At 64.9% G+C, this 13,410-nt stretch carries 10 protein-coding genes and 1 tRNA gene; 5 read left to right on the forward strand and 6 right to left on the reverse strand.

The genetic code is table 11. The features are described from left to right. Positions 1-11: 11 nt before the first annotated feature. The 4 genes from pstA to phoR form a co-directional block, all read right to left on the reverse strand. Positions 12-1,331, reverse strand: coding sequence for a phosphate ABC transporter permease PstA (gene pstA / locus GR158_RS04500; RefSeq protein ID WP_160870136.1), 1,320 nt, complete (start codon positions 1,329-1,331; stop codon positions 12-14). Beyond that, positions 1,328-2,812, reverse strand: a complete 1,485-nt coding sequence (gene pstC / locus GR158_RS04505; RefSeq protein WP_134647817.1) for a phosphate ABC transporter permease subunit PstC — start codon at positions 2,810-2,812, stop codon at positions 1,328-1,330. The genes pstA and pstC overlap by 4 nt, the downstream gene beginning before the upstream one ends. A gap of 165 nt (positions 2,813-2,977) precedes the next feature. After that, the gene (locus GR158_RS04510) at positions 2,978-4,012 is read right to left on the reverse strand and encodes a PstS family phosphate ABC transporter substrate-binding protein (protein ID WP_134647819.1); all 1,035 of its coding nucleotides are present in this window, start codon (positions 4,010-4,012) and stop codon (positions 2,978-2,980) included. Between the two features lie 189 nt (positions 4,013-4,201). Next, positions 4,202-5,500 (reverse strand): phosphate regulon sensor histidine kinase PhoR, encoded by a 1,299-nt coding sequence (phoR, locus tag GR158_RS04515; RefSeq protein WP_160870137.1) that lies wholly within the window; start codon positions 5,498-5,500, stop codon positions 4,202-4,204. Positions 5,501-5,644: 144 nt separating this feature from the next. Here phoR and ppk2 point away from each other — a divergent pair, with 144 nt between their 5' ends. Beyond that, a complete protein-coding gene (ppk2, locus tag GR158_RS04520; RefSeq protein WP_160870138.1) occupies positions 5,645-6,526 on the forward strand; it encodes a polyphosphate kinase 2 in 882 nt (293 codons plus the stop codon). Positions 6,527-6,598: 72 nt separating this feature from the next. Here ppk2 and GR158_RS04525 read toward each other — a convergent pair whose 3' ends face one another. Then, on the reverse strand, positions 6,599-7,732 hold the full coding sequence (locus GR158_RS04525) for a biotin transporter BioY (RefSeq protein WP_160870139.1): 1,134 nt from the start codon (positions 7,730-7,732) through the stop codon (positions 6,599-6,601). A 426-nt stretch (positions 7,733-8,158) separates the two neighbouring features. Here GR158_RS04525 and GR158_RS04530 point away from each other — a divergent pair, with 426 nt between their 5' ends. The 3 genes from GR158_RS04530 (at position 8,159) to GR158_RS04540 (ending at position 10,159) form a co-directional block, all read left to right on the forward strand. Beyond that, positions 8,159-9,121, forward strand: coding sequence for a nitronate monooxygenase family protein (locus GR158_RS04530; protein ID WP_160870140.1), 963 nt, complete (start codon positions 8,159-8,161; stop codon positions 9,119-9,121). A 121-nt stretch (positions 9,122-9,242) separates the two neighbouring features. Next, a tRNA-Thr gene (locus GR158_RS04535) sits at positions 9,243-9,318 on the forward strand. A gap of 118 nt (positions 9,319-9,436) precedes the next feature. Next, positions 9,437-10,159, forward strand: coding sequence for a 3-keto-5-aminohexanoate cleavage protein (locus tag GR158_RS04540; RefSeq protein WP_160870141.1), 723 nt, complete (start codon positions 9,437-9,439; stop codon positions 10,157-10,159). A gap of 22 nt (positions 10,160-10,181) precedes the next feature. Here GR158_RS04540 and GR158_RS04545 read toward each other — a convergent pair whose 3' ends face one another. Continuing rightward, the gene (locus GR158_RS04545; RefSeq protein ID WP_371731611.1) at positions 10,182-11,327 is read right to left on the reverse strand and encodes an AI-2E family transporter; all 1,146 of its coding nucleotides are present in this window, start codon (positions 11,325-11,327) and stop codon (positions 10,182-10,184) included. Positions 11,328-11,671: 344 nt separating this feature from the next. Here GR158_RS04545 and GR158_RS04550 point away from each other — a divergent pair, with 344 nt between their 5' ends. Next, a complete protein-coding gene (locus tag GR158_RS04550; protein WP_160870142.1) occupies positions 11,672-13,372 on the forward strand; it encodes a long-chain-fatty-acid--CoA ligase in 1,701 nt (566 codons plus the stop codon). The last annotated feature ends 38 nt before the right edge of the window (positions 13,373-13,410 follow it).

The following is a 13,410-nucleotide window of genomic DNA, read 5'->3' on the forward strand; positions in this document are numbered from 1 at the left end:
GACCGGTCCTTCTACCAGCGTCGTTCGAAACGGCGGCGCAGGAGGATCGCACCGACATTCATCAAGATGAGGAAAATGAGGAGCACGATGATGGCTCCCGACGTGCGCTCCACGAAGGCGCGCTCGGCCTCGTTCGCCCACATGTAGATCTGCACCGGAAGCGCCGTCGCCGGGTCCATCGGCGTTGCCGGAACGTCGGCGACGAAGGCGACCATGCCGATGAGGAGCAGCGGCGCGGTTTCGCCGAGCGCATGGGCAAGCCCGATGATCGTGCCGGTGAGGATACCGGGCATGGCGAGCGGCAGGACGTGATGGAACACGGTCTGCATCTTGGAGGCACCGAGCCCGAGTGCTGCCGCACGGATCGACGGCGGCACCGCCTTCAGCGCAGCACGCGTCGCGATGATGATCGTCGGCAGCGTCATGAGGGTCAGCACGAGACCGCCCACCAGGGCCGCCGAGCGCGGGAAGCCGGCAAAGTTGATGAAGACGGCGAGACCGAGCAGACCGTAAACGATGGAGGGAACGGCGGCGAGGTTGTTGATGTTGACCTCGATGAGATCCGTGAAGCGGTTCTTCGGGGCAAACTCTTCGAGATAAATCGAGGCGGCAACGCCGATCGGCAGCGACAGGACGAGCACGATGAGCATCATGTAGAGCGAGCCGATGAGTGCCACGCCCACGCCTGCGGCCTCCGGACGGCTCGATGCGCCGTTGGTGAAGAGGCCGGTGTTGAAGTGCTTGGAAAGGGCGCCGCTCTCGGCAAGCTGGTTCATCCAGCCGACCTGCTTGTCGGAGACCTTGCGGTTCGTTTCCGGCACGCTGAGATCGATCTGGCCCTTGAAGGCGGAGTCGAGATCGCCGTGCGCCAGGACGGTCACGGTCTGCGTCGTGCCGATGATCGACGGATCGGCGGTCACGAGATTGCGCAGCTGCACCCGCACGCTGTCGGAAATCATGCCGTTGACGGCCTTCAGGCCGGCGCGGTCGTCCTCGCTGACGCCGAGCACCTTGGCGAGCGCGTTGCGCGCAACGACAGGGTAGTTCGCGGTCACGAGCTTCTGCGGATTGGTGGCGCGCTCGTTGTTCTTGTCGATGATCTGCTCCGAGAACTCGATCGGGATGGTGATCATCGTCTGCTGGAATGCGGTGTAGCCCTTGGAGACGACCGAAAACAGCAGGAGGAAGAGGAACAGCAGGCCGAAGGCGATTGCCGCCATGCCGTAGAGGCGGAAGCGGCGTTCGGCGGCGTAACGGCGACGCAGGCCGATATCGCGGCGTTCGGGCCTGGTGGCGATGCCGAGGGCGGGGCTTGTGGAGACCTGGCTCATTCGTACTGCTCCCGGTATTTGCGCACGATGTAGAGGGCGTAGATGTTGAGGCAGAGCGTGATCACGAAGAGCGTGATGCCGAGCGCGAAGGCTACCAGCGTCTGCGGCGAGGTGAATTCGAGGTCGCCCGTCAGCTGGTTGACGATCTTGACCGTCACCGTCGTCATCGGCTCGAAGGGATTGAGCTGCATGCGGGCGGCGACACCGGCCGCGAGCACCACGATCATGGTTTCGCCGATGGCGCGCGAGGCGGTCATCAGGAGAGCGCCGACGATGCCCGGCAGCGCTGCCGGCATGATGACCCGCTTGATGGTTTCCGAGCGGGTGGCACCCAGACCGAGCGAACCGTCACGCAGGGCGCGCGGCACGGCGGTGATGATATCGTCCGACAGCGACGAGACGTAGGGGATCAGCATGATGCCCATGACGATGCCGGCCGTCAGAACGCTCTGCGCCTGGATGAAGCTTGCATAATTGCCGGTGACCAGGCCGTTCAGCTGAGCGGAGATATCGCGCAGGAACGGGCCGACGGTGATGAGGGCGAAGAAGCCGTAGACGATGGTCGGGATGCCGGCGAGCACTTCGAGAAGCGGCTTGGCAACGGAACGCACGGTCCGCGAGGCATATTCCGACATGTAGATGGCGGCGAAGAGGCCGACCGGCACGGCGACCAGCATGGCGACGAAGCCGATATAGAGCGTGCCGGCAAGCAGCGGGATCAGGCCGAACTGGCCGGAGGAGGCCGTGGCGCCCGCCGCGGCGAAACGCGGATCCCAGGTCGTCCCGAAGAAGAACTCCCAGGCCGGAACCATGTTGAAGAAATGGATGGCTTCCGTCGCCATGGAGGCCACGATGCCGACCGTCGTCAGGATGGCGATGGAGGAGGCCGCGATGAGGCTGACCAGCATCACGCCTTCGACGCGGTTGCGGGCGCGGAACTTCGGTGCGATCGCGCGGTAGGAGACGAAGGCGCCGGCAAGGGCCGCGACGATGACGAGGATCGACAGGAAGGTGCCGCTCGCCTTCGTCATGCGGTTGAGATCGTCGGCCGACGTGAGCATGTAGGGCGCCGGATCGGCGGCGAGCGGAACACCCTTGGCCGCCAGCACGGTGCGGGCGGTCGCGCTGTCGGCGAACATCGCCTCGCGCTCTTCGGCCGACAGCGTGTTCAGGCCGCGCGAGATGGCGCCGATCATGTTGTAGGCGAGGTTCTGCTCGGCCTGGGAGGTGGCCTTCACCTCTTCGGGAAAGCCGCCGCGAACCGTCGAGCTGATGTAGATCGGGCTTGCGATGATCCAGACCAGCATCACGACGAGAGCCGGCAGGACCGACCAGATGGCGACGAAGGACCCGTAGTAGCCCGGACGGGAATGCAGGCTCGAAAGCTTGCCGCCGGCAAGCGCGTTGGCGCGCCAGCTTCCGAAAAGATAGCCCGCCACGCCGATCACGGCGATGATGAGCAAGAGAAGTGAAATACTCATTTTAGGAAAGTCTCCTGGCGAGATCATCCGCCCTGAGCGTGCCAAATCGCCCGCTCCGACCGTTCGACCGGGCGCCCCATTCCCGGCCGAAGAACATGACGCGGGCGTCCCCGCCCGAAAGCCAGAGGTCGCCGCGGCGCAAACCGCCGCGGCAACCCAAGGTCATTACATGATCTTGCCGTCGGCGAAGGCCTTGCGGATTTCTTCGCGCTCGGCTTCCGGAGCGGCGACGAGGCCGTATTCAGCCAGCGGAGAGTCCGGGCCGATCATGTCGTCGCTCGTGAAGAACTCGACATATTCCTTCAGGCCCGGGATGACGCCGAGATGGGCCTTCTTGACGTAGAAGAACAGCGGGCGCGAAACCGGGTATTCGCCGGAAGCGATCGTCTCGGTCGAGGGAACGATGCCGTTGACGGTGGCGACCTTCAGCTTGTCGGCATTGTTTTCGTAGAAGGAGAGGCCGAACACGCCGATGCCGGACTTGTTGGCCGCGATGCGGGCCAGCGTTTCGGTGTAGTCGCCGTCGATGTCGACAGCCAGGCCATCCTTGCGAACGGCGACGCACTTGGCATGCTGTTCCTTCTCATCGGAAACGGCAGCCTTGATGACGTCGAGCGCGCCGGCTTCCTTGCAGCCGGCAGCGAGGATCTTCTCTTCGAAGACTTCGCGCGTGCCGTGCTTCTCGCCCGGGATATAGGCGGCGATTTCGGCGTCCGGCAGGTCCTTGTTGACTTCCGACCACTTCTTGTAGGGGTTGGCGACGAGCTTGCCATCGACGACGACTTCAGCGGCGAGGCCGAGATAAAGGTCCTTCGGCACGAGCTTCAGGTCGGCATTGCCCGAGTCGGTTGCGAAGACGATGCCGTCGTAGCCGATCTTCACTTCCTGGATTTCAGTCACGCCAGCCGCCTTGCAGGCCTCGATTTCGCTTTCCTTGATCGGGCGCGAAGAGTTGGCGACGTCGATGGTGTTCGGGCCGACGCCCTTGCAGAATTCCTTCAGACCGCCCGAGGAGCCGCCGGATTCGACGATCGGGGTCTTGAAGTCGGGATAGGTCTCGGCGAACGTCTCGGCAACGATCTTGGCATAGGGAAGAACGGTGGAGGAGCCGGCGATCTGGACCTGGTCGCGCGCAACGGCAACGCCTGCGAATGCGGCGGAGGCTACGAGCGCCGCGAGGGTGAGCTTAAGAGATTTCATCTGGGTTCTCCCGAAGAGGACATATGTGGGAAGCGCTCGTCTGGCGCTCTCTGCCGCTGACCGGCGGCTTCTCTCTACGCCCCGATCGCCATCCGTTTTATGTCAGTTTCGCGAAACATTTGTGACAGGCCAAGCCTCTGAAAATAATCGCTTATTTCAGACAGCCGCAGGATGCCGTGACATTGTGTGTCAGAACTTCACCGTGAAAACGGTTCCCTTGCCCACTTCGGACCGCACCACGAGGCGTGCCTTGTGGCGGGTGAGGATATGCTTGGCGATGGCCAACCCCAGGCCGGTGCCCTTCTTGGACCGGCTGGCCTCGACATTGACCCGGTAGAAGCGCTCGGTGATGCGCGGCACGTGTTCAGGAGGGATGCCGGGACCGTAATCCCTGACGGAGACCTCGACGGGCGCCCCGTCCGTGCCGCCGGTGAGCGCCACATCGACGCGCTTGCCATCCTGGCCATATTTGCAGCCGTTCTCGATGAGGTTCTCGAACACCTCGACGAGTTCGTCCCGCTCGCCGGTGACGGAAACGGGATGGGCGGGCAGGTCGAGCACGATGTCGACGCCGAGCTCCGAGGCGAGCGGCTGCAGGCTGTCGCGCACATGGGCGATCAGCGGCACGAGGTCGACGGTCTGGTCGGGCGCAACATTCGAGCGCAGCTCCAGGCGGGAAAGCGACAGGAGGTCATCGACGAGCCGGCTCATGCGCGTGGCCTGCTCGTGCATGATGCCGAGAAAGCGCTCGTGCGCCCTGGTATCGTTTTTCGCAGGGCCTTGCAGCGTTTCGATGAAGCCGCGCAGCGAGGCGAGCGGCGTGCGCAGTTCATGGCTGGCATTGGCGACGAAGTCGGAGCGCATGCGATCGATGCGGCGCGCCTGCGAGACATCGCGGAAGGTCAAAAGCCAGAGCGGTTCGCCGGATTTTTCGGCCAGGGGCGCGATACGCACCACATAGACCGTCTCGGACGGCAGGCGCTCGGCATGCTCCGTTTCGCGCGGCTGGCCTGTCGCGAGGGCTTCGCGGACCATGTCGAGGATGCCGGGTGCGCGGATGCGCCCCGCAAGGTCGCTTCCGAGCGGGATCGCCCCGAAGACCGCCTCTGCGGCCCGGTTCTGCAACTTGACCGTCTCGCGGGCGGAAATCAGCAAAGCCGGCGCATCCAGCGCGCCCAGGACGGCGGCGATGGCGGACAGGTCGTCCTGCCGGGCCGCCGCGACATCGTTTTCGGGCACCGCGGCAGCCGGCACCGCCATGGTGCGCGCATTGCCTTCGGCGGCACGCCGGTCGGTGCGCACGAGGCCGGCAATGACCAGCAGGAGCACGGTGAACGAGACCCAGCCCAGATGCAGGCCGGCGAGCCACATCACGAAGCCGACAAAGATGGCCGAGGCGATGAGAACGCGTTCGCCCCACAGTTGCGTTGCCAGCCAGCCGAGGATCGTCCGCTGATCCGTCACCGCCACCCATTCCCTTGCAAGCATCTCAGCCTCCGCGCCCCGCCGATTCTCGATGGATAGCGCGATTTCATGACATGTTTTTCACGGTGCGCTTGAATTCGCAATGCGCTTATGGCCACCTTTCGGTGAAGCGGCGTGCGCCGCGGTCTGTGCCTGGAGGAGCGAACGATGGCGGAAGTGGCGGAAAACCGGTCTGTCGAACTGGATATCAAGGGCAAGAAGCGGGTCTTCGACATCGACGATCCCGTGCTGCCCGACTGGATCGAGGAGAAGGCCTTCGGCTCCGACGACTATCCCTACGACAAGAAGCTCGACAACAAGGACTACGAGAAGACGCTGAAGCTTCTCCAGATCGAACTGGTCAAGGTGCAGTTCTGGCAGCAGAAGACCGGCAAGCGCATCATGGCCGTGTTCGAGGGCCGGGATGCGGCCGGCAAGGGCGGCGCGATCCATGCGACCATGTCCTACATGAACCCGCGCTCCGCGCGCATCGTCGCGCTCACCAAGCCCACCGAGACCGAGCGCGGCCAGTGGTACTTCCAGCGCTATGTCGCCACCTTCCCCACCTCGGGCGAGTTCGTGCTGTTCGACCGCTCCTGGTACAACCGCGCGGGCGTGGAGCCCGTCATGGGCTTCTGCACGCCCGAGCAATACGAACGCTTCCTCAAGGAAACGCCGCGCTTCGAGAAGATGATCGTTTCGGACGACATCCATCTCTTCAAGTTCTGGCTCAATATCGGCCGCGAGATGCAGCTGAAGCGGTTCCACGACCGGCGGCACGATCCGCTCAAGGTGTGGAAGCTCTCGCCGATGGACATAGCCGCGCTCAACAAGTGGGACGACTACACGGAAAAGCGCGACCGGATGCTGAAGGAAACCCATTCGGAGCACGCGCCGTGGACCGTGATCCGCGCCAACGACAAGCGGCGCGCGCGCATCAACCTGATCCGCCACATCCTCACGACGCTCGACTATGACGGCAAGGACAAAAAGGCGATCGGCGAGATCGACGACAAGATCGTCGGCACCGGTGTCGGCTTCGTAAAATAAGGGGATGACGATCCCGGCGGGCCCGGCGGGCGCGGGGCCATCCCGCGCCACGTCAGGGCTAGGCCGGGCCTCTTATTCGCCCGGCAGGATGCGGACGGCGTAGAGGTTCACGCCCGCGCCGCCGCCGGCAATGTCGCTGTTGAGCAGCAGATGCCCCGGCTCGCTCGGCGAAAGCGAGCGGTCGAACTCCACCTGGAACAGAATGTCCGTGCGTTCCGACACCGTGAAGCGATGACGCCCGCAGCCGCCCATGGTGGAGAAATCGCACTCCACCGATACCTGCACCGGCTTGTCGCCGGCGGCCTGCACCGTGAGCGCGATCGTCGAGGTCTTGCCGCCCATCTCGCCAAGGACCTCCGGCGACACCTCGATTTGCACCGCGCCGTCACGCTCCGGATTTGCCGAGGTGACGCGCACGGCCTGCCCGTCGCTGGTGCTGACCGATTCGAAGCGCCCGGCCGCGCCGGCGGAAAGCTTGGCGACGTCGCCCGGCGTGAAGACCGGGCGCCAGTCGGACGTAAACCGGCTCTGCGTATCGAGCGCCTTCTTGATCGGGTCGTCGCCGGAGAAATCCTCCGCCGAAACCCGGGCCGGCGGCCTGGAATCATCCTGCAGGTCATCCAGCAGCCCGCTCGATGTCACCCACCAGGCAAGCGCGCCGAAGGCCGCGACCAGCGTCGCGAGCACGAGGAGGAAGGAGAACAGCCGACCGCGGCGCTTGCGCGCCTTGGCGACGCGCTCCGGACGGAAATCGGAGGGCTGGCTTGCAGGCGTGGCCGAAGCCGCCGTCGCCTGTGCGCCGCCCTCACCAAGACGCTCCATGCGCTCGGGTCGGATCGCACCCATATCGCCCGCGGGCGCCCGGCGCTCCGGTTCGATGAGGGGTTCGGCCTCCAGCGTCGGTTCGGGCCGGGTGTCGCGCTCGGCGCGCATTTCCGGTTCCGGCCGCATCTCGACCCGCGGCTCTGCTCGGACCTCGCGGACAGCGGCGCTGACCTGCGCGCGTTCCTCCGCCTCGATCTGGCGGATCGTCGCCTCGAGCCGGTGGCGCTGCGCCGCCACGGCCTCGGGATCGTTGATGTCCTGCTTGCGTAGCCCGGCCTCGAGCGCGTTGCGCGCCGACTGGTAGATGCGCGCGCGCACCTCGGCATTGCCGCGTTCCGAGCGCGTCAGCGCATTTCTGATTGCCGCTTCCAGTCCGCTCACGTCCGATCCTTCTCGGCGACCGCACCCCGCCGCGGCCAAACACATCTGTGGAAAGAGCCTCACTTTCCGGCTTTTGTTGGTTTTTGCGTAACGTTTGCCGCGAATTTGCGCAAGTCTCGGCGTCCGAACCGCCCTCCTTCTCCGGGGATAAGCTGCGCTGGAGCCCCCAGCGGGCGAGCCGCGATCCCTCCTGCCGCCGTAAACGCGAATCGGCACCGGCGCGTGAGGGGAGAGGTTCGGCCGGGATATGACCGGCACTATCGGCGTCCTGTCGAGCGGCGGGCCGGCCGGAACGGCGAATCGCGACAGGCCGCATTCCTTAGCGCACCTCACTCTCTCTCCCGCCCTGCGCTCAGCCTCTTTTCACCGCGCATTCCCGCTGCTATCCTTTTGACGTTTTCGTAAACGTCAAAGAAGGACGTCTTCATGGCCCTGCCCGCGATCCTCAAGGACAAGCTGCGCCTGCCCGTCGTCGCAGCACCGCTCTTCATCATCTCGCACCCCGCACTGACCATCGCGCAATGCAAGGCCGGCGTGGTGGGCGCCTTTCCCGCGCTCAACGCGCGCCCCGAATCGCAGCTCGACGAGTGGCTGGCCGAGATCACGGAAGCTCTCGCGGCGCATGATGCGAAACACCCCGATCGCCCAGCCGCGCCGTTTGCCGTCAACCAGATCGTCCACCGCTCCAACAAGCGGCTGGAGCACGACCTGGCGATGTGCGTGAAGTACAAGGTGCCCGTCGTCATCTCCTCGCTGGGCGCGGTGCCCGAGGTCAACGCCGCGATCCACTCCTATGGCGGCATCGTGCTGCACGACGTCATCAACAACCGCCACGCCAATTCCGCGATCCGCAAGGGCGCCGACGGGCTGATCGCCGTGGCGGCCGGCGCGGGCGGCCATGCCGGCACGCTCTCGCCCTTCGCGCTCGTCCAGGAAATCCGGGAATGGTTCGACGGCCCCCTGCTGCTTTCCGGCGCCATCGCGACCGGCGGCGCGATCCTCGCGGCCCAGGCGATGGGCGCCGACATGGCCTATATCGGCTCGCCCTTCATCGCCACGACCGAGGCCCGCGCCAACGAGGCCTACAAGCAGATGATCGTCGACAGCGCCGCCGCCGACATCGTCTATTCCAACTATTTCACCGGCATTCACGGCAACTACCTGAAGCCCTCCATCGCCGCCGCCGGCATGGATCCGGACCACCTGCCGGAGGCCGACCCCTCGAAAATGGATTTCGAGACGGCAACATCGGGCGCCAAGGCGTGGAAGGACATCTGGGGCTGCGGCCAGGGCATCGGCGCCATCAAATCCGTGGCCCCGACCGCCGAACTCGTCGCGCGCCTGGAGCAGGAATATGCCGCCGCCAGGGCCCGCATCACCGCCGGCTGAACCGCTGCGCACGCCATAGCGCGGGAAAAATGCGGAAGTTGAAACTCACCGCTTGAAATCTCCGCGCATAGCGGTTATCAGCGCACCCATTCCGGTCCCGGCACGCTTCGGGACCATGAAGGCCGCTTTAGCTCAGTTGGTAGAGCACGTCATTCGTAATGACGGGGTCACGTGTTCGAGTCACGTAAGCGGCACCATTTCCTCCCTGACATTTTTAATTTCTCTGCACCTCGTCCGGTTGGCGTGTCATGGTTCTGTGCGACCTTGCGAACTGTCCGGGCACCGCTAGACTGGCGTCGTTGCTTGGAGTTCGCGATGATCGTACAGGCTTGCTTGAACGGGGCGCGGCCCCGTGATTACCACCCGCGTCTGCCGACGACCCCGGATACCATGGCTGCCGATGGGGCGGCTTGCATCTTGGCGGGCGCGGCGGAGCTGCACATTCATCCGCGTGGCGCCGATGGGCGCGAAAGCCTGGCGGCCATCGATGACACGATGCTGGCCATGCGGCGCGCCTGCCCGGGAACGCTCATCGGCGTCTCGACGGGTGCCTGGATAGAGGGAGACGTGGAGCGGACGCGGGACTGCATCTCCCGCTGGCGCGTGCTGCCCGACTATGCCTCGGTCAATCTGTCGGAGCCGGATGCGCCCGCCGTCATCGGATTGCTGCACCGGATGGGTGTCGGCGTGGAGGCGGGGCTGGCCACCGTTGCCGATGCCGAACGGCTGGCCGCGCTTGCGGATCGCCACCGTGTCTTTCGCGTGCTCATAGAGATCGAGGCGCAGGATCCTGCCGGGGCCGATGCGATTGCCGACGGCATCGCGCGCGTTCTTGCGCGCGCCGATATCGTTCGACCGATCCTGCTTCACGGTTTCGACGACACGGTCTGGCACTTCGTTGCCCGGGCGCGTCAGAAACGCTGGTCCACCCGTGTCGGGCTGGAAGACGGGCGCCTGCTCATGAACGGCGAACGGGCATCCGACAACACGGAACTGGTCGCGGAAGCCGCCGCCCTCTATCGCCGAAGCGCTACGTAAACGACGCGGCGAGCGTCCGTCGTCAGCTGACGTTGCGCCCGCGCTCGGGCAGGTCCGGCGGCTGCGGGCGGGCATCCAGGCGGATCGTGGCGGGCGGATCCGTCGCCTCGATTTCCCGGATCCATTCGCGCCAGATCGCGACCAGCAGGGCCATCAGGACGGGACCGATGAACAGGCCCAGGAAGCCCATGGTCTTCACACCGCCGATCAGGCCGAAGAAGGTGGGAAGGAACGGCAGCTTGATCGGACCGCCGACGAGACGCGGGCGCAGCGTCTTGTCCACGATGAAGAGTTCCACCGAGCCCCAGATGAAGAGCGCGAGGCCGGCGATGGGCGAGCCGCTGGACACAAGGTAGATCGAGACCAAGGTGAAGGAGAGCGGCGCGCCGCCGGGGAAGAGCGCCATGACGCCGGTGAGGACGCCGAGCGTGACGGCCGAGGGCACGCCCGCGATCCAGTAGGCGACGCCGAGCACGATGCCCTCGCCGATGGCGATCAGCGTCATGCCCGTGACCGTGGAGCTGATGGTGGCGGGAACGATGCGCGAGATGCGCTCCCAGCGCATCGGCAGGATGCGCTCGCCGAGACGATCCACCTGGGCGGCGAAGGACCGGCCGTCGCGATAGATGAAGAACAGCGCGATCAGCATGAACAGCATCGCGAGCAGCAGGCCGAAGGCCTTGCCGCCGGCCGCGAGCGCCACGCGGTAGATATTGCCGATATTGGCGCCGCTGACGATCTGCGTCAGCTCGCCGATCGCGCCGGGATGATCGAGAAAGCGCGTCCACTGCATATCCAGCCAGCCGCCGATGACCGGCAGCGCGCTGATCCAGTCCGGCGTGGGCGCACCCGTGCGATTGGTCTCGACCGCCCAGCCGATCCACTCGCGGATCTCGTGGAAGGCATAGGTCGACGCGAACATGATCGGCCCGATGATGAAGCCGAGAATGAGAAGGATCGCGATGGAGGCGGCGATCGTGCGGTTGCCGTTGAGCTGGACGAGCAGGCGCGAATAGAGCGGCCAGCTGGCGAAGGCGATGACGAGGGCGGCCAGCACGGGGACCACGAAACCATGGAAGAAGTAGATGCCTGCCAGCACGATGAGGACAAGCAGCCAGCGCGCCGCCGATGTCGGCGAGATGAGCGCCGCTCCACTCGGGCGCGCCACACCGATCAGCCGGGGCTCATTTCTGCGATGTTCCGATTGCGGCAAACTCGTCTACTCCATTGCGGCCGGTACAGGCCGGGCCTCTAGATAAGGTCTATCCGAAGAATGTTAAACATATACGTGGTTTTTTCGTCGCTGGCGCGGTGAGACGCCGCAGCCGCCCGGCCTCACGAAAAAGCTATCGGGCCAGGAGCGGCGATTGTTGACGTTTACGTCAATGTAAGATAGCCATGGTGCTTGATGGCGCCCGCCAAAAGCATCATCTTGTTCGCACCTGATGGTTGGAGGACCATTCGGTGACCGCAGGACGGACGATGCCCCACGCGCCCACGAGGAGGAACCCCATGTCGGCCATAGAACAGAAGCCATCCACCGAAGCGTCCGGCCGTTTCTGGCTCGCGTCCTATCCAGAGGGCATGGCACAGACGATCGCGCCGCTTGGCCATTCATCGATCGGCGCGCTGGTGGAAAGCTGCTGCGCCCGCTTTGCCGAGCGCCCTGCCTTTACCAGCATGGGCAAGACGCTTACCTTCCGCGACTTCGACGCAGCCTCCAAAAAGGTCGCGGCCTGGCTGCAGGCGCAGGGGCTGGCCAAGGGCGACCGCGTCGCGGTGATGATGCCCAATATCCTTCAGAACCCGGTCGTGATCTTCGGCATCCTGCGCGCCGGTCTCGTCGTGGTCAATGTCAATCCGCTCTACACGCCGCGCGAGCTGGAACACCAGCTGAAAGATTCAGGCGCCAAGGCACTGTTCGTGCTGGAGAATTTCGCCGGCACCGTGGCGCAGGTCGTCTCGCGCACCGCCGTTCGCCATGTCGTCGTCACCACGATGGGCGACATGCTCGGCCTCAAAGGGCTGATCGTCAATCTCGTGGTGCGCAAGATCAAGAAGCTGGTGCCCGCGTGGTCCCTGCCGGGGCACATTCCCTTCAAGCAGGTCATGGCCGAGGGAGCGCACGCCACCTTGAAGCCGGCGGACATTTCGCCCGGCGATACGGCCTTCCTGCAATATACCGGCGGCACGACGGGCATCTCCAAGGGCGCGACACTCACCCATGCCAACCTGCTTTCCAACATGGAGCAGATCAAGCTGTGGATCGAGCCGGTCTTCCGCCTCAAGAAGCGGCCCGAGCAGCTCGTCTTCGTCTGCGCGCTGCCGCTCTACCATATCTTCGCGCTCACCGTGAACGGTCTGATGGGCATCGCGCTCGGCGGCCACAACGTGCTGATCGCCAATCCGCGCGACATCCCGGCCTTCGTCAAGGAACTGGGCAAGTACCGCGTCCACATCTTCCCCGGCCTCAACACGCTGTTCAACGCCATGATGAACAACCCGGATTTCGAAAAGCTGGACTTCTCCGAGCTGGTGCTGACGCTCGGCGGGGGCATGGCGGTGCAGCGGCCCGTCGCCGAGCGCTGGCAGAAGATCACGGGCTGCGCGGTGACGGAGGGCTACGGCCTGTCGGAGACCTCGCCGGTCGCCACCGCCAACCGCTTCGACAGCCCCGATTTCACCGGCACGATCGGCCTTCCCCTGCCCTCCACCGATATCGAGATCCGCGACGACGAGGGCAAGACGCTGGCGCTCGGCGAGGTCGGCGAGATCTGCATCCGCGGGCCGCAGGTCATGGCCGGCTACTGGCAGCGGCCGGACGAAACGGCGAAGGTGATGACCCCGGACGGTTTCTTCCGCTCCGGCGATGTCGGCTTCATGACCGCGGAAGGCTACACCAAGATCGTCGACCGCAAGAAGGACATGATCCTCGTCTCGGGTTTCAACGTCTTCCCCAACGAGGTGGAGGAAGTGGCGATGTCGCTGGCCGGCGTGCTGGAATGCGCGGCGATCGGCGTGCCCGACGAGCACTCCGGCGAGGCCGTGAAACTCTTCGTCGTCAAGAAGGACGACGCCCTGACGGAAGCCGACGTGAAGGCTCATTGCGTCGCCAACCTGACGAACTACAAGCGGCCGAAATTCATCGAATTCCGCACCGAACTTCCCAAATCCAATGTCGGAAAGATCCTTCGCAAGGACCTCCGGGGCTGACGCAGCCCCGGTTAAACCGATTTAATTTTTTCGCGGAA

The sequence above is a fragment of the Shinella sp. AETb1-6 genome, from assembly GCF_009826875.1.
In the GTDB taxonomy this organism is placed as follows: domain Bacteria; phylum Pseudomonadota; class Alphaproteobacteria; order Rhizobiales; family Rhizobiaceae; genus Shinella; species Shinella sumterensis.